The organism is Ilumatobacter sp. (genome assembly GCF_965215205.1).
Taxonomy (GTDB): Bacteria; Actinomycetota; Acidimicrobiia; order Acidimicrobiales; family Ilumatobacteraceae; genus Ilumatobacter_A.
In genome coordinates this window covers 1,930,485-1,946,591 of sequence record NZ_OZ244049.1, presented here as the reverse complement: position 1 = coordinate 1,946,591, position 16,107 = coordinate 1,930,485, and the positions used below count along the sequence as shown (strand labels likewise).

16 protein-coding genes are annotated in these 16,107 nt (G+C 72.3%); 3 read left to right on the top strand and 13 right to left on the bottom strand.

The genetic code is table 11. The features are described 5' to 3' along the window. The first annotated feature begins 150 nt into the window (after positions 1-150). Positions 151-798 carry a response regulator transcription factor gene (locus ACOOHC_RS09135; RefSeq protein WP_420453678.1) on the top strand — a complete coding sequence of 216 codons (648 nt, stop codon included), beginning with the start codon at positions 151-153 and terminating at the stop codon, positions 796-798. Positions 799-813: 15 nt separating this feature from the next. On the opposite strand, the gene ACOOHC_RS09130 is transcribed toward ACOOHC_RS09135, so the two are convergent. Together ACOOHC_RS09130 and ACOOHC_RS09125 are read right to left on the bottom strand one after the other, a co-directional pair. After that, positions 814-1,749 (bottom strand): hypothetical protein, encoded by a 936-nt coding sequence (locus ACOOHC_RS09130; RefSeq protein ID WP_420453677.1) that lies wholly within the window; start codon positions 1,747-1,749, stop codon positions 814-816. After that, entirely contained in the window at positions 1,746-2,399 is a 654-nt protein-coding gene (locus ACOOHC_RS09125; RefSeq protein ID WP_420453676.1) for a nitroreductase family protein, read from the bottom strand. The genes ACOOHC_RS09130 and ACOOHC_RS09125 overlap by 4 nt, the downstream gene beginning before the upstream one ends. Before the next feature lie 201 nt (positions 2,400-2,600). Here ACOOHC_RS09125 and ACOOHC_RS09120 point away from each other — a divergent pair, with 201 nt between their 5' ends. Continuing rightward, complete coding sequence (locus tag ACOOHC_RS09120) at positions 2,601-3,728, top strand: PP2C family protein-serine/threonine phosphatase (RefSeq protein WP_420453675.1); 1,128 nt, start codon at positions 2,601-2,603, stop codon at positions 3,726-3,728. Between the two features lie 122 nt (positions 3,729-3,850). Then, on the top strand, positions 3,851-4,183 hold the full coding sequence (locus ACOOHC_RS09115) for an STAS domain-containing protein (protein WP_420453674.1): 333 nt from the start codon (positions 3,851-3,853) through the stop codon (positions 4,181-4,183). A 63-nt stretch (positions 4,184-4,246) separates the two neighbouring features. Here the strand turns inward: ACOOHC_RS09115 and ACOOHC_RS09110 are convergent, their stop codons facing one another. The 11 genes from ACOOHC_RS09110 to alaS form a co-directional block, all read right to left on the bottom strand. Then, positions 4,247-5,860, bottom strand: a complete 1,614-nt coding sequence (locus ACOOHC_RS09110) for a DUF2079 domain-containing protein (protein ID WP_420453673.1) — start codon at positions 5,858-5,860, stop codon at positions 4,247-4,249. A gap of 20 nt (positions 5,861-5,880) precedes the next feature. Then, a complete protein-coding gene (nusB, locus tag ACOOHC_RS09105) occupies positions 5,881-6,288 on the bottom strand; it encodes a transcription antitermination factor NusB (RefSeq protein WP_420453672.1) in 408 nt (135 codons plus the stop codon). An 11-nt stretch (positions 6,289-6,299) separates the two neighbouring features. After that, complete coding sequence (gene efp, locus ACOOHC_RS09100) at positions 6,300-6,863, bottom strand: elongation factor P (RefSeq protein ID WP_420453671.1); 564 nt, start codon at positions 6,861-6,863, stop codon at positions 6,300-6,302. Between the two features lie 13 nt (positions 6,864-6,876). After that, positions 6,877-8,010 carry a M24 family metallopeptidase gene (locus ACOOHC_RS09095; RefSeq protein ID WP_420453670.1) on the bottom strand — a complete coding sequence of 378 codons (1,134 nt, stop codon included), beginning with the start codon at positions 8,008-8,010 and terminating at the stop codon, positions 6,877-6,879. Continuing rightward, positions 8,007-9,038: a 3-dehydroquinate synthase gene (gene aroB / locus ACOOHC_RS09090; protein WP_420453669.1), complete on the bottom strand. Its 1,032-nt coding sequence runs from the start codon at positions 9,036-9,038 to the stop codon at positions 8,007-8,009. Before aroB ends, ACOOHC_RS09095 begins: the two co-directional genes overlap by 4 nt. Then, entirely contained in the window at positions 9,026-9,583 is a 558-nt protein-coding gene (locus ACOOHC_RS09085) for a shikimate kinase (RefSeq protein ID WP_420453668.1), read from the bottom strand. Before ACOOHC_RS09085 ends, aroB begins: the two co-directional genes overlap by 13 nt. Continuing rightward, a complete protein-coding gene (gene aroC / locus ACOOHC_RS09080; protein ID WP_420453667.1) occupies positions 9,580-10,743 on the bottom strand; it encodes a chorismate synthase in 1,164 nt (387 codons plus the stop codon). Before aroC ends, ACOOHC_RS09085 begins: the two co-directional genes overlap by 4 nt. Positions 10,744-10,859: 116 nt before the next feature. Beyond that, positions 10,860-11,678 carry a shikimate dehydrogenase gene (gene aroE / locus ACOOHC_RS09075; protein ID WP_420453666.1) on the bottom strand — a complete coding sequence of 273 codons (819 nt, stop codon included), beginning with the start codon at positions 11,676-11,678 and terminating at the stop codon, positions 10,860-10,862. Positions 11,679-11,696: 18 nt separating this feature from the next. Continuing rightward, positions 11,697-12,959 (bottom strand): endolytic transglycosylase MltG, encoded by a 1,263-nt coding sequence (gene mltG, locus ACOOHC_RS09070; protein ID WP_420453665.1) that lies wholly within the window; start codon positions 12,957-12,959, stop codon positions 11,697-11,699. Then, the gene (ruvX, locus tag ACOOHC_RS09065; protein ID WP_420453664.1) at positions 12,959-13,438 is read right to left on the bottom strand and encodes a Holliday junction resolvase RuvX; all 480 of its coding nucleotides are present in this window, start codon (positions 13,436-13,438) and stop codon (positions 12,959-12,961) included. Before ruvX ends, mltG begins: the two co-directional genes overlap by 1 nt. Then, positions 13,435-16,062: an alanine--tRNA ligase gene (gene alaS, locus ACOOHC_RS09060; RefSeq protein WP_420453663.1), complete on the bottom strand. Its 2,628-nt coding sequence runs from the start codon at positions 16,060-16,062 to the stop codon at positions 13,435-13,437. The genes ruvX and alaS overlap by 4 nt, the downstream gene beginning before the upstream one ends. Between the last annotated feature and the right edge of the window lie 45 nt (positions 16,063-16,107).

Sequence of the window (16,107 nt, the reverse complement as noted above, 5' to 3'; positions counted from 1 at the left end):
TCGCACCCGATGGAGGGGAACGACTTCACACGATGGGGTGAAAGCACGCTGACGCGACGCGGCTCGTCGTGTGCGAGCATCGATCGCCGTGCGACCTCGCGACGTCCGCCTCCGGCGATCCGCGGCCGGCTCCCGGCGCGGGCGGTCCCGATGACCGTCCGGATCGTCGTGGTCGACGACTACTCCCTGGTGGTGGCCGGCGTCGCGCGGTTGCTCGAGCCGTTCGCCGACCGCATCGAGGTCGTCGAGATCACGGCCAACCGGCACCCTCGCGAACCGGTCGACGTCGGGCTCCACGACGCCTTCGCGCAGGGCCAGGCCGACCACGACGACCTGACGCCGCTGCTCGAGGACGAGTCGATCGGCACGGTGATCGTCTACACGTGGAACTTCTCCCCCGAGCTGATCGAGACGGCCCGTCGGCGCGGCGTCGGCGGCTACGTGTCGAAGGCCGCCTCGGGCGCCGAGCTCGCCGACGCGATCGAGGAGGTCGCCGCCGGCCGCTTCGTCGTCAGCCCGCCCCCGCCGTCGCGGGGCCGTCCCGAGAGCCGGGGCGACTGGCCCGGCCGAAGCCACGGCCTGACCGAGCGCGAGAGCGAGGTGCTCGCCCTGATCACCCAGGGCCACGGCACCCGGCGCATCGCCGAGACGATGCACCTCAGCCAGAACACGATCAAGACCTACTCCAGGTCGCTGTACCGCCGCCTCGGGGTCCACGACCGCAGCGCCGCGATCCTGTGGGGGATCGACCACGGGTTCCGACCCGACCGCAAGCGCGAGCAGCACCCCAACCGGTGACGGTCGGGGACGACGTCAGCCGTCGGAATCGGGGTGACCGGCGTAGGACGCCTTGAACACCCCCTGGTGCAGGAGCACCGTCGCGACGTGGGTGCCGGCGTCGGCGTCGGTGAGCGTCGACTCGGTCCAGTACGACTCGACGGAACGTCCCTGCCCGATCCCGACGATCTCGTGGCGGACCTCGTAGGCGCGCCCGACCCGGACCGGGCCCTCGACGTAGCGCACCTCGAGGTCGATGAACAGCCCGACGGCGGGACCGCGCACCGGGAAGCGCCCACCCGAGCGGTGGGCGAGGACGCTGACCATCTCGGTGGGCACGATCGCACCGCCCCACGGTGAGTCCCCTGCGGGGCGGTACCAGCTCGACGCCTCGGTGATCGCGTCGAGCTTCTGCGCGAGGCTGAACGGGTACAGGGCGCCGTTCGCGGTGTCGAGGTCCATCGAGACGCCGACCGGGTCGGAGGTCATCCCGATCTCGAGCTGGTCGACGATGTGCAGCTCGCCGGGGTCGCCCGTCCCCCGCTCGCGGCGCACGTCGAGCTCGGTCGTGGTGGCGCGCCCGACCGAGGCGGTGCCGGTGAGCACCGGGGTCCCGTCAGGCTTCACCGCCCGGATGGTCGCGGAGGAGTCGCCGTTCGGGTCGAGGGCGGCCTGGACCTCCTCGCCCTCGACCACCATGTTGAGGAAGTGCGACGAGATGCACCCGCTCTCGAACCAGCTCGGGCCCCAGCGCGCCACCGCGAGGGGGTCGAACTGGCTGAAGTGGGTCGGGCCCTCGATCGGGGCGCCGGCCAGGCCGAGCTTCGCCGCCTCGGCGTCGTCGTGGACGCTCGCGTGCCCGCCGTACTCCTGGTCGGCGAGCATCTGGACCGGGGCGCGGAACGGCCCGGTGAGCGAGCCGTCGTCGCCGGTCGTGATCGGGGTGTCGAACCCCGTCGCCGACGCGCTCACCACTCGTCCCAGTGGGCGAGATCCGCGGCCGGGAGGCGGCTCGCGAGCTGGAAGTCGGTCCCCTCGGTGTACGCGATCGGGAACAGGCCCGCCTGGCTGTAGCGGTCGAAGGGGATGCCGAGCAGCTCGGCGGCGCGCTCCTCGCCCCCGTTCACCAGGTGGAGGGTGGTCCACGCCGAGCCCATCGACCGCTCCCGCAGCGCGAGCATGAAGCTCCACACGGCGGGGAGCAGCGAACCCCAGAAGCTCGCGCTGATCCCCGTGCCGGTCGGCCCGCCTTCGGGCTTGCCCTCCAGGCACGGGATCATCAGCACCGGCACCCGGTGGAAGTTCTCCGCGAGGTGGGTGGCGGAGTCGACCACCTTGTCCATCCGCTCGGCTCGGGGGTCCCCGTCGTCGAAGCTCGGCTTCGGAGCGTCGCGGTAGGCGTCGAAGTTCTCCTTGTAGATGTCGCGCAGCTCGCGCTTCTTCGCGTCGTCGGTGACGAAGACCCACTGCCACCCCTGCCGGTTCGAGCCGGTGGGCGCCTGGAGCGCGATGTCCAGGCACTCCATCACCACCTCGCGCTCGACCGGCCGGTCGAGGTCGAGGCGCTTGCGCACCGCCCGCGTGGTCGTGAGGACGTCGTCGGCGGAGAGGTCGAGTCGCATCGGGCCAGTGTCGCACGACGTGTCGCCCGCGGACGAGGGGCGCGCATCCGACGCCGTCGTGGGCTCCCTCGGTCCGACGACGGTCGCCTTCGCCGACCGCGATCAGCCGGAGGCTCCGCCCGAGAACCCGAGGTGACGTCGAGCCGTCGTCGCATCGGTGGTCCAGACTGTCGAGGTGAGCACCGGCGCGGGAGGGAGTCGATGACCGACGACGACGCGGTCGACCGCGCTCTCGACCTCCTCGCCCGAGCCCGGTTCCCCCGCGACGTCCTGGCCGCCATCTCGATCGCGTTCGGCGACGACGCCGAGGCCCACGTCCTCGACCACGACCTGTCCCAGCTGCGCTCGCTCGAGCGTGAACACCGGACCGCCCTCGACGGAGAGCTCCACGACGCCTTCTCGGACCGCGAGCCGATGACCGACCGGTCGGGGTGGTGGGTGCCGGTGTGCGAGGGCGGCCGTCTCGTCGTCGTGATGCGCTACGGCGTCCGTCCCGACGAGCGGCGTCGTCGTCTCGTCGAGCGCACCGCGCGACGGATCGGACCGGCGGTGGCCGGGGCGCAGGACCGCTTCGAGGACTTCGGCCAACGACGCCGGCGCTCCGAGATGTCGGTGGCCGCCGAGATGCAGTGGAGCCTGCTCCCGCCGCGCTCCGGCTCCGCCGGCGGCTTCGACTTCGCGTCCGCGATCGCTCCTGCCTACGACGTCGCCGGTGACCTCTACGACTACTCGTGGTTCGACGGGGCGTTGTGGATCTACTCGCTCGACGCGATGGGACACGGGATGGACGCCGCCCTCACGGGGGTCGCGGCGCTGAGCGCCATCCGCAACGGCCGACGTGCGGGCCGCACGCTGTCGCAGCAGATCGCGATGGCGAACGACACGGTGCTCGACCACTGGACCGGCCAGCGCTTCGTCACCGCGGCCGCGTGCCGCCTCACCCGCACCTCGATCGACGTGGTCAACGCCGGGCACGAACCCCTCCGTCGCCGTTCGGCCGGCGGGGTGGAGGACCTCGACCTCGCGGCGTCGCTCCCGATCGGGGTGTCTCGCCGGGCGACGTTCGAGACCCATCGGATCGACCCGCTCGACGCCGGCGAGGGCCTCGTGCTGCTGACCGACGGATCCGCCGAGTCACGAGACGTCGCCGGGGTGCCGTTCGGGGCTCTCGCGGTGAGCGAGGCCATCGCCGCGGCCTGGACCGACACGCCGCTGCTCACCGCTCGGCGCTTCCTCGAGCGGATCCTGCGCCACTCCGGCCGCGCGGATCCCGGCGACGACATCACGACCGTCGTCGTGCGCGCCGTCGACCACGACGGCGAACCGTGATCGTGGTTGGCCTGGAGCGCGATCGGGCACGGTCACGGCCGTGAGTCGGAGATCCGTCGTCCCCTCCGGCCGCACGCCGTGGTGAGGCCGTGGCGGCGTCTCTCCCGCCTGGACCGCCCCCGATGAGCCACCCGTCCGACGGCATCGAGGTGACCGCCACCGTCGCTGGAGGTGACCGGGCGATCGTCACGGTGGTCGTCGTCGGGGAGTTCGACTCGACCCAGGTCGACCGGTTCCGCGCCGTGGCGACACCCGATCGCGTCGACGTCGAGGTGGTGACGGTCGACATCTCGGGCTGCACCGTGCTCGACTCCGCCTCGCTCGGCGCGCTCATCGACCTGCGCCACCACCTCGACCGGGCAGGTGGTCGGCTGGTCGTCGTCGCCGACAAGCCGTTCCAGCGGGTGATCCTCGCGCAGACCGGACTCGGGGAGTACCTCGGCCTCGGCGACTGACCACGCGTGCGGCGGGCCCGGCCCGGGACCGTGCGGTCCGGTGCGCGCGACGCGTGCTCCGTCTCACGACCCCGGGGGTCGCTCCGCCGGGAGACGGACGTCGGGATCTCGTCGCCACAGCCTCCAGTGCTCGTTCGCCTCGACGAGGGTGAACGCCGGCGCGACGAGCTCCCAGTCGGCGACCGGGTGGTCACGGGCAGCCGCGGGGAGCACGACGAACTCGACCCGTTCCGACCGCTCGCTCATCCGCCCCCCGTCCTCGTCGCCGCCGGTCCCGTAGAGGACGGTGCGGAACGGCGTCGGGAACTGGTAGATCTCGCGCCGGTGGGCGAGGTGCGGGGTGAGTCGGTAGTGCGCCGACACCACCGCGTCGGCGGGGATCAGCGCCATCAGCTCCCGCGCCGCCGCGGCTCGCGGCTGCGCGGGATCGCCGTGGAACTGCGGGCTGCGTCCCCACGGCACCGGTGACCACAGCACCGACGTCACGAACGTCGCCGCCGCGACCACGACGATCGCGAGAGCGCGCGTCGTCGCCCCCTGCGAGCGCCCGTCCGCGCCGGCCGACGCCACCCCCGGGGGGCGACCGTCGAGCGGACGCCCGATCGCTCCGATCGCGAGCGCGGTCGCGATCGCGAGCGCCGGTACCGCGACGAGCCCGTAGTGGAACTCGATCCGGTGCTGGTACGGGAACGTGCTGAGCACGTTCGTGAACAGCACGACCGCGCTGATCGCCGCCACGGCCGGACGGCGCAGGAAGGCCCACGCGAACGGGGCGGTCATCTGGAGCAGGTACCACGGGCGGCCGCCGTCCGACAGGTACGCGACGAGATCGGTCGGGTTCGTGACGGCGGTGTCGATGACCCCGAGCGGGCCGCCGAACGGGATCCGCCACCCGTTGCGGGTCGGGACGCCGTTCAGCCCGCGCATCACCACGAAGGTGGCCACGAGCGCGAACAGGACGCTCCCGGCGACGGTCGCCACCCCCATCCGGCGGTCGCGCGCGAGGCTCACCCAGACGCCGAGCGGGACGATCACCAGCGACGCGTCCTCCTTGACGGCCAGCGCGAGGACGACGAACACGACGTAGATCCGCCACCTCCGCTCCAGCGCCGCCCACAGCGCGAGCCCGACGAACGGGGCGAGGAACGCATCGGGGTGGAAGTTCTCCAGGTTCGTCCAGCCCACGGCGGGGTGCAGCAGGTAGGTCGAGCCGAGGACCACCCCGGCCCACTCCCCGATGCGGCGCCGTGCGACGAGGAAGACCGGGACGGCGCCGAGACCGATCGCCAGCGCCTGCGCCCCGAACAGGACACCGGCGGACGGCCAGACCCAGTACAGCGGGACGAGCGCCAGCAGCACGAACGAGGTGTGGTCGCCGAACAGGTTGCGCCCCATCAGGGTGACGAACGGCGCATCGAAGCGCGACAGCAGCCAGATGCCCTGGTCGTAGAGCGCCGAGTCGTAGGTGGCGGTGCCCAGCGCGTGGTGGTTGTCGAGCGAGCGGACGGTGAACCAGACGACGTAGGCGACCACGATCGTCGCCATCGCGAAACGGGGCGCCCATCGCGCGACCTGCCCTCGACGACGCTCGCGGGCGCGCCGGCCGCTCGCGGAGGGATCGGCGCGGGGCTCGTCGACGACGCGGGGCGACGGGGTGCGCGTCGCGTCGGTCGTCATCGTCCCAGTGTGGCGCGCCCTCAGTCCCGCAGATCCGCGACCAGGGCCGCGAGCACGCCGTTGACGAAGCGGCCGCTGTCGTCGGTCGAGAACTGCTTGACCAGCGTGACCGCCTCGTCGAGCACCACCGCGACCGGCACGTCCGGGCGCTCGGCGAGCTCGAACGCGCCGATCCGCAGCACGTTCAGGTCGATCACCGGCATGCGTGCGAGGGACCACCCGGTCGCCCGGGCCGCGATCGCGTCGTCGAGGCGCTCACGGTGAGCGTCGACCCCGCGCACGAGCGCCTGGGTCAGCTCGTCGGGTGCCAGCACCTGCACGTCGAGCACCTCCACGGGGGTGAGCCCCTTCGATTCTGCTTCGTAGAGGAGGTAGAGGGCCCGCTCACGCGCGTCGGAGCGCTCGTCGGGCCGGGGGATGGTCGTCATCGCAGGAGGGCTCACACCCGGGTCATGTACTCGCCGGTGCGCGTGTCGACGCGCACCCGGTCCGCCGTCTCGATGAACAGGGGGACCTTGATCTCCTTGCCGGTCTCGAGCGTCGCCGGCTTCGTCCCCCCGCTCGAGCGATCGCCCTGCAGCCCCGGCTCGGTCATCGCGATCGCGAGCTCGACCGACGCGGGGATCTCGACCCCGATGATCTCGCCGCCGTAGAACGCGATCTGGGCCACCATCTGCTCCACGAGGTAGTCCTTCGCGTCGCCGAGCGCCGTCTCGGGGACGTTCGTCTGGTCGTAGGTCGAGGTGTTCATGAACACGTAGTCGGTGCCGTCGTGGTACAGGTACTGCATGTCCTGGCGGTCGACGATCGCCTGCTCGACCTTGATGCCCGCGTTGAACGTCTTGTCGATCACCGCGCCGGTGCGCACGTTGCGGATCTTGGAGCGGACGAACGCCCCGCCCTTGCCCGGCTTCACGTGCTGGAACTCCACGACTTGGAACAGGTTGTCGTCGAGCTCGAGCGTGATGCCGTTCTTCAGGTCGTTCACGGAGATCTGTGGCATGGGCGGTGCTCCCTCAGGGCTGTTCTGCTGCGCCGGCCGACGGCAGCGGTCGCTTCGGGGAGTGCGTCAGCACCCGGTGGCCGGACTCGGTGACCACGACGAGATCCTCGATCCGGACGCCACCGACGCCGTCACGATAGAGGCCGGGCTCGACCGTCACCACCATCCCCGACGCCAGGACCTCCTCGCTCGCGGGAGCGTGGAACGGCGGCTCGTGGATCTCGAGGCCGACGCCGTGGCCGGCGCCGTGGAGGTACCACCCGATCCTCCCCTCGCGCTCCACGACCTCGCGGCACGCGGCGTCGACCGAGGCCGCGGTGGCCCCGTCGCGCACGGCGTCGAGCCCGGCGCGCTGCGCCTCGACCACCAGGTCGTGGAGCTCGCGCTGGGCATCCGTCGCGCCGGCGATGACCCACGAGCGGGTCATGTCGGAGCGGTAGCCGTCGACCAGCGCGCCGACGTCGACGATCACCGCGTCGCCGGCGACGATCGTGCGCCGGCCGGCCCCGTGGTGGGGGCGTGCCGCGTGCTCGGGCCCGCTCGCGACGATCGTGTCGTAGGCGCGGTCGTCGGCGCCGTGGAGGCGCATCCGGTACTCCAGCTCGGTGCGCACGTCGTGCTCGGTCATCGGCTCGTCGACCGTCGCGAGCAGGAGGGGCTCGACGTCGGCGAGCGCCGCCTCGGCCGCTCGCGCGGCGGCCTCGATGCGGGCGATCTCCGCGTCGTCCTTCACCTGGCGCTGCAGGGCGACCAGCGAGGGGGTCGGCTCCGGCGACAGCGCTCCAGCGAGCTCGCCCCACCGTGCGTGGGAGGTGGTCGTGGGATCGAGGGCCACCCGGGACGCCCTCGAGGCGGCCTCGATCAGCCGCTCGTCGAGGCGACCCCGCCGTTGCTCGACGACGACGCGCGCACCGCAGCCCGCCGTCTCCTGGCGCGCCCGGTCGGCGTAGCGGCCGTCGGTCCCGAGCACCAGCTCGTCGTGCGAGATCACGACCCAGGAGGTCGATCCGGTGAAGCCGGTGAGCCACCGGACGTCGATCGGGTCGAGCAGCACGATCGCATCGCACCCGTTCCCGAGCGGGAGTCGCTCGGTCAGCGACGCGACCCGGGAGGCGTGGTCGATCGCCGGGACGGTCGCTGGGCTCACGACAGGAACCGCGCCAGCGCCGCGCGGACCGCTGCCTCGTCGACGCCCTCGACCACCTCGACCCCCGCGGCGCCGTCGAGGACGAAGGTCAACCCGTCGAGGGCCTTCTTGTCGCGCCGCATCAGGTCGACGAGGACGTCGGGGTCGCAACCCGCCGGCGGGCGGATCCCGAGGTCGTACTCCCCCTGCACGACGGCCACGTGCTCGTCGACCCGGTGACGTCCGATGCGCCCCAGCTCCAACGCGAGCTCGGCTGCGAACACGAGACCGATCGCGACGGCCTCGCCGTGCGCGAGTCGGTGGTCGGTGGCGATCTCGAGGGCGTGGGCGAGGGTGTGGCCGTAGTTGAGCAGCGCCCGCCGGCCGCCCTCGCGCTCGTCGGACGCGACCACCTCGGCCTTGATCTCGACGCACCGGGCGATCCGCTCCTCGAGGTCCGTGGCGAGCAGGTCGTCACCGGTGAGGAAGTGGTACTTGGCCATCTCGCCGAGGCCGCACCGCAGCTCGCGCTCGGGGAGCGTGTCGAGGGCGTCCAGGTCGCACACCACCGCCGACGGCTGCCAGAACGCCCCGACCAGGTTCTTGCCCTCCGCGAGGTTGACCCCGGTCTTGCCCCCGATCGCGGCGTCGACCATCCCCAGCAGCGTCGTCGGCACGTGGACCACGGAGACCCCCCGGTGCCACGTGGAGGCCGCGAACCCCGCGACATCGGTCACCACGCCACCACCGACCCCGACGACCAGGTCGCGCCGGGTCAGCCCCGAGCGTGCGAACGACCGGCTCAGCTCCTCGACGGTCGAGAGCGTCTTGGCCGCCTCGCCGTCGCCGATCGCGTGGACCTCGACGGCGACGTCGCGATCGGCCAGGTGCCGTGCGACGTCGGTGAAGCGCTCGGGGATCGCGTCCTGGGTCACCACGGCGACGCGGCGCACCGCCTGGTCGACGAACGGCGCGAGCCCGGCGATCGCCCCCCGGCCGACGACGACGTCGTACGGGCGCTCGGGGAGCGCGACGGTCACCCGGCGCATCGCAGGACCGCTCCGGCGACGTCGTTCACGCTGCGGTGGTCGACCGAGACGATCGCGTCGGCGACGTCGCGGTACAGGGGCTCGCGCGACTCGGCCATCGCCCGCAACGTGGCCTCCGGGTCGTCGTCGAGCAGGGGGCGGTGCATCCCGTTGCGCACCCGATCGACCAGGAGGTCGACGTCGGCGGAGAGCCACACGACGTGGGCGCGGGCCCCCTTGAGCAGATCGCGGTTGGGAGCGCTCAGCACGACCCCGCCGGCCGCCGCGACGATCGCCGGCTCGGCGTCCTCCAGCGCCTCACCGAGCTGCCCGGCCTCGAGAGCGCGGAACGCGGCTTCGCCGTCGTCGCGCCAGATCTCGCGCACGGTGCGTCCGGTCGCGGCCTCGATCATCTCGTCGGAGTCGAGCAGGCGCCGCTCGAGGCGTCGGGCGAGCACCCGGCCCACCGACGACTTGCCGGCCCCCATCATCCCGACCAGCACGATGTGGCGATCACCGCAGCCGTCGTCGGCGCCCGCGGAGGCGTCGGCGGCCCGCGTGCTCACAGCGTGCTCGCGAAGGCGTCGGCGTTGCGGACGAACTCGTCGACCGAGTCGCCGCCGAACTTGCGCTGCGCCTCGGCCGCGAGGGTCAGCGCGACCATCGTCTCGGCCACGACACCCATCGCCGGCACGGCGGTCACGTCGGTGCGCTCCTTGAACGACACCCCCGACTCCTTCGTCGCGGTGTCGACCGTGGCCAGGGTGGGGCGGTTGAGGGTGGCGAGCGGCTTCATCGCGGCGCGCACCACGAGCAGCTCGCCGGTCGTCATGCCGCCCTCGGTCCCGCCGGCCAGGGTGCTCGTCCGGCGGTAGCGGTTCGCGTCGGTGTCCCACGAGATCGGATCGTGCGCGACGCTGCCGCGCCGCCCCGCGACGTCGAAGCCGTCGCCGATCTCGACCCCCTTCACGGCCTGGATGCTCATCACCGCCTGGGCGAGCATCGCGTCGATCTTGCGGTCCCAGTGGACGTGGCTGCCGAGGCCGACGGGGACGTTGAACCCCAGGACCTCGACGACGCCACCGAGGGAGTCGCCGTCCTTGGCGCAGGCCTTGATCTCGGCGATCATGTCCTCGGACGCCTCGATGTCGAAGCAGCGCACCTGGCTCGAGTCGATCCGGTCGAGCTGGTCGGGGGTCGGGCGGGCGGCCCCGTCGGGGACGCGGACCGAGCCCATCTGGATCACGTGCGACACGACGTCGACGCCGATCGTCGACAGCAGCGCCTTGGCCAGCGCCCCGGCCGCCACGCGCGCCGCCGTCTCGCGTGCGCTCGCCCGCTCCAGCACGTCGCGGGCGTCGGTGAAGCCGTACTTCTGCATCCCGGTGAGATCGGCGTGGCCGGGCCGGACCTGGGTGAGCGGAGCCTCGGTCTCCCCCGGCGCCGGATCCATCTCCCGGTGCCACTTGTCGCTGCGGAACCACTCGGTGTTCGTGATCTGGATCGCCACCGGCGAACCCAGCGTCCGGCCGTGGCGGACACCTCCGACGAGGGTCAGCTCGTCGACCTCGAAGCGCTGGCGCGGACCCCGCCCGAAACCGAGCCGACGGCGGGCCATCTCGGCCTGGATCTGCTCGACGGTCACCTCGAGGCCGGCCGGCAGACCCTCGACGATCACCACCAGGCCCTGGCCGTGGGATTCGCCCGCCGTCAGATACCTGAGCATCGGCCCACCATACCCCCGGCCCCCTCACCCCCCGATCGAGTCCGCCCGGCGTCGGACCCGGACGGGGACATCGGACCCGTTCGGCGTCGGGCCCCGGGACGGAGGCGCCGAGCGCGTCAGAGGGCGGCGCGGGCGGCGGCGCGCATGGCGGCGACGTCGACCGCGGCATCGTCGCCGAGCCAGATCCGCTGCTGGAGCGCGGCCTGGTGCACCAGCATCCCGAGACCGTCGAGCGCGCGGCACCCCCGTCGGGCGGCGGCGTGGAGCCACGGCGTGCGCAGCGGGTGGTAGACGAGATCGACGACCACCTGGCTCGGGCCCAGCAGCGACGGATCGCAGGGCCACGCCCCACCGGGTCCCGTCGCGCCCATCCCGAGGCTGGTCGCGTTGACGACCACGTCAGCGCCCACGACGTCGCCCTCCTCCCCCACCACCGCGCCCGGAGCGAGCGACGCCGCCCGCTGGGCGCGCTCGCGCGAGCGGTTGATCACCGTCACCCGCGACGCCCCCGACCGGCCCAAGGCGTCGACGAGCGACCGCCCCGCTCCCCCGGCCCCGATCACCGCGACGTGCGCCCCCCCGACGTCGACGCCGTCGGACGCGAGCGACGCCACGAAGCCGGCGCCGTCGGTCGACGACCCGACGAGATCGTCACCGTCCCAGCTCACCGTGTTCACCGAGCCCAGATCGCGCGCCGCGGGGTCGAGCCGGTCGACGGCGCCGGCCATCGCCTCCTTGTGCGGCATCGTCACCGACAGCCCGCCGAGCCCGAGGGTGCGCATCGCGTCGAGGGCTCCCGACGTGGCGCCGGCGCCGACGTCGAACGCCACGTACGTCCAGTCGACGCCGACGGAGTCGAACCCCGCCTGGTGGATCAGCGGAGACAGGCTGTGGGCCACCGGCGACCCGATGACCGCCGCGACGCGTCGCGTCATCGACCGGGCGTCGAGCGGTCAGACACCGTCGACGCCCGCGGCTCGCGCCTCGTCGATGTTGCGCAGGTGCGCTTCGAAGGTCGCGGCGAACTCGTGACGCCCGTCGTTGTCCGACTTCACGTAGAAGAAGTAGAAGCAGTCCTCGGCACGCTGGTCCTCCGGCAGCACGGCGCACACCGGGTCGCCCGGCGGCGGGTTCGGAGCGGGGTTGAGCGCGGCCTCGATCGACGCTCGGCCCGGGTTCGCGATCGGGGTGGTCGGCAACCCCGGCCGGGAGTAGGTGTTCCAGTCGCTGTCGGTCCTGCGCAGCTCGTCGAACGGGGTGTCGGGGTCGATGCCGAGCTGGTTGCGCCCGTACAGGACGGCCGCGTCGATCTGGAGCGGGAAGGGATCGTCGGGGTTGGCGGCCGTGACGGCGAGGCGGTTGTGGATGACGCGCGAGATCTTCGCTCGGTCCTCCGGGAAGTCACCCGCCTCGCGCTCGATCAGGGACGCGATGATCAGCGTCTCGTAGGGAGTCCGACCGAGCGCGGCGCTCTTGGGGATGATGTCCTCCTGGTTGCCGACGCGCTCCATGATCCCGATCATCCGGTCGATGATCTGTCCCTCGCTCTCCGCGTTGGACACCTGGTAGGTGTCCGGGAACAGCAGGCCCTCGAGGGTGGTGGCGCCGCCCGGGGGTTCCCAGAGTGAGACGAGCGACGGGTCGGCGGCGGCCTCGGAGAAGTCGGCCGCCGACATCCTGTCGACGGTCGTCTCGAGGCGACGTCCCATCTGGTCGATGGTGAACCCCTCGGGGAAGGTCACGTTGGTGTAGGTCTGCCCCGGCGGGGTGCGCAGCGCGGCGAGCACGTTGCCCATGTGGTCGTCGGGGCGGAGCTTGTAGTAGCCGGGGGTGATCTCGAGGCCGTCGTTGCGCTCGACGTACCACTCGAACACCCCGGCGTCGGTGATGAAGCCGTCGTCCTCCAGGCGCTGCGCGAGCGTCTCGAGGGTCTCGGCCTCGGCGACCGTGAAGCTCTCGATGGCACCCGGCTCGCCGGGAGGGTTGATCCGCTGCAGGTACCACCAGCCGACGGCGCCGGCGATCATCGTGAGCACGGTGAACAGCGCGATCGCGGCGTAGACCGCCCACTTGATCGGCCGCGTCTGGCGGCGGAGGCGCTCCACGCTGCCGGTGCGGTCGGCGTCGTCCCACGGATCGGTGGGCCAGTCGATCGCCGGGCGTGCGTCGGGGTCGACCTCGGCCTCGGGCAGGAGCGGATCGAGGGTGCGCGGCATCAGCGTCGCTCCGTCCCGATCGCAGCCGGGGCACCGGTCCACGTCTGGCGCCGGTGGTCGAGCCACGCCTGCAGCATCACGGCCGCGGCCGCTGCGTCGACGACCCGTCGACGCTGCTTCGCGTCGAGGCCCGCCTCGAGCATGTGGCGCTCGGCGGTGACCGTCGTGAAGCGCTCGTCGTACATCTCCACCGGCACGTCGAGAACGGTAGCGAGCTGACGGGCCTCGGTGGTGGCAGAGCGCGCGGCGGGACCCGACGTGCCGTCGAGCGAGAGCGGGAGGCCGACGACGACCACCTCGCACTCCTCCACCTCAACCAGCCGTGCGATCTCGCGGTGGTCGTGGCGCCGGCTGCGCGAGCGGTGCACGGTCGTCAGCGCCGACGCGATGGTGCCCGACAGATCCGACACCGCGATCCCCACCCGCTTCGAGCCGAGGTCGATCCCGAGCGCCCGCACCCCGGGGACGCGCACGCTCATCGCGCCGCGACGGCCTCGGCGGCGAGTCGCAGAGCGTCGGGGATGCCCGAGGGGTCCTTGCCGCCGGCCGTGGCGATGTCGCCCTTGCCGCCGCCCCCGCCGCCGACGGCCCTCGCCGCGTCCTTCAGCAGCGCCGACGCCGGACGGTCGCCGCCCGGGGCGATCGCCGCGACGAGCGCGACCCCGCCCGTGGTCGTCTCGCCGACGAGCACGACGGTGTCGACCGTCGGCTGCTGGCGCACGGCGATCGCGAGCTCGCGCAGGTCGCCGGGGGTGAGCCCGTCGACCTGGGTGACCACCACGCCCTCGTGCGCGATCGCGGCGAGCTCGGTCGCCCGGCCCATCGCGAGCTGGCTGCGGAGCACCTTCATCTCCGATTGCAGCGACCGGATCTCGTCGAGCTTGCGCGCGACCCCGTCGAGCACCTCGTCGGTGCTGGTCCCGACCAGATCGGCGACCTCGGCGATGAGCGCCTCGTCGCGCTGCAGCAGGGCGACGGACCCCTCGCCGGTGAAGGCCTCGATCCGACGCAGGTTGGAGCCGATCGATGCTTCGCTGACCACCTTCACCGTGCCGATGTCGCCGGTCGCGTCGACGTGGGTACCGCCGCACAGCTCGATCGTGTCGCCGGCCTCGAGGACGCGCACGATCTCGCCGTACTTGTCCCCGAAGAACGCGATCGCGCCGAGCGCCTCGGCCTCGGCCTTGGTGGTCTCGTAGATCCGGGTGGGTCGGTTGCGCAGCGTCTCGGCGTTCGCGATCCGCTCGATCTCGAGGATCTGCTCGGGGGTGACCGACTCGTAGTGCGAGAAGTCGAACCGCAGCCGGTCGGGGCCGACCCACGATCCCGCCTGCTTCACGTGCTCGCCCAGGACCTGGCGGAGCGCGTGGTGGAGCAGGTGGGTCCCGGTGTGGTTCCGGCGGATGCGCTCGCGCCGGTCGTGATCGATCTCCGCGGCGGCCGACTGCCCGGTGGTGATCGTCCCCGAGACGATGCGCGCGCTGTGGCGGCGCAGGTTCGGGATCGCGTAGGTCGTGTCGAGCACCTCGGCGGTCCCCGACTCGGTCGTGATCGTGCCGGTGTCGCCGACCTGCCCTCCGGCCTCGGCGTAGAACGGCGTGCGGTCGAGGAAGATCTCGACGGTGCGCGCGCCGTCGGGCTCGGGGTCGTCGCCGGTGACGTCGAGCACGGCCAGGACCCGGGCGTCCGAGGTGGTCTCGGCGTACCCGAGGAAGTCGGTGGTGCCGAACTGCTCGACGATCTCCCGGTACCGGTCGAGGGTGGCGTCGTCCACGGCGCCCTTGGCCGCGGCCTTGGCCCGGCTGCGCTGGGCCGACATCTCGGAGGTGAACCCGTCGAGGTCGACGTCGACCTCGCGCTCGGACGCGATCTCCTGGGTCAGCTCGAGCGGGAACCCGTAGGTGTCGTGGAGCAGGAACGCGGTCGAGCCGTCGAGCTCGTCGGGGTCCCCCTCGAGCGCCCCGTCGAGGATGGACAGCCCGTTCTTCAGGGTGTGCCGGAAGCGCTCCTCCTCGCGCCCGATGACCCCGACGATGAAGTCGCGGTTCTTCTCCAGATCGGGGTAGGCGTTGCCCATGACGCCGATCGCGACCTCGGTCAGGCTGGGCATCACCAGCGACTCGGTGCCGAGCAGGTAGGCGAAGCGCACCGCACGGCGGATGATCCGACGCAGCACGTAGCCGCGCGCCTCGTTCGACGGGAAGACGCCGTCGTTGACGAGCATCGAGCTCGACCGAGCGTGCTCGGCCAGCACGCGCAGACCGAAGCTGTCGCGGTCGTCGTAGTCACCCGGGCGGTACGTCTTGCCGGTCAGCGACTGCGCCTGGTCGATGAGCGGCGCCATGAGGTCGGTCTCCCAGACCGAATCGACCCCCTGCTGCAGAGCGAGGATCCGCTCGAGGCCGGCCCCGGTGTCGATCGACGGCTCGGGCAGGGGGGTGCGCGTCCCGTCGGCGGCCTGGTTGAACTGCATGAACACCAGGTTCCAGAACTCCATGAACCGGTCGCCGAACGGATCTCCGAGCGGCCCGCCGTCGGGGCCGAAGGCCGGCCCTCGGTCGATGTGCAGCTCGCTGCAGGGTCCGCACGGTCCGGTCTCGCCCATCTGCCAGAAGTTGTCCTTGTCGCCGAGGCGCTGGATCCGGTCCATCGGGACGCCGACGACCTCGTGCCAGATCGCCTCCGCCTCCTCGTCGGAGTCGTGCACCGTGACCCAGATCCGATCCCCGTCGAACCCCCACCGCTCGGTGACCAGCTCCCACGACCACGGGATCGCGTCGGACTTGAAGTAATCGCCGAAGCTGAAGTTGCCGAGCATCTCGAAGAACACCAGGTGGCGCTTCGTGCGCCCGACGTCGTCGAGGTCGTTGTGCTTGCCCCCGGCGCGCGCGCACTTCTGCGAGGCGACGGCGCGGTCGTAGGGGGCCTGCTCGTCGCCGGTGAAGTACGACTTGAACGGGACCATGCCGGCGACGTTGAACATCACCGTCGGGTCGTGCGGGATGAGGCTCGCCGAGGGCACGACCGTGTGGCCCTTCTCGGCGAAGAACCCCGTGAACGACTCACGCAGTCGGTCGGCCGTCATCGTCTGGTCGCTCGTCATGCGCCTCGGATGCTACCGAGGCCCGGTCCCGCTCTGGGGCCCGGT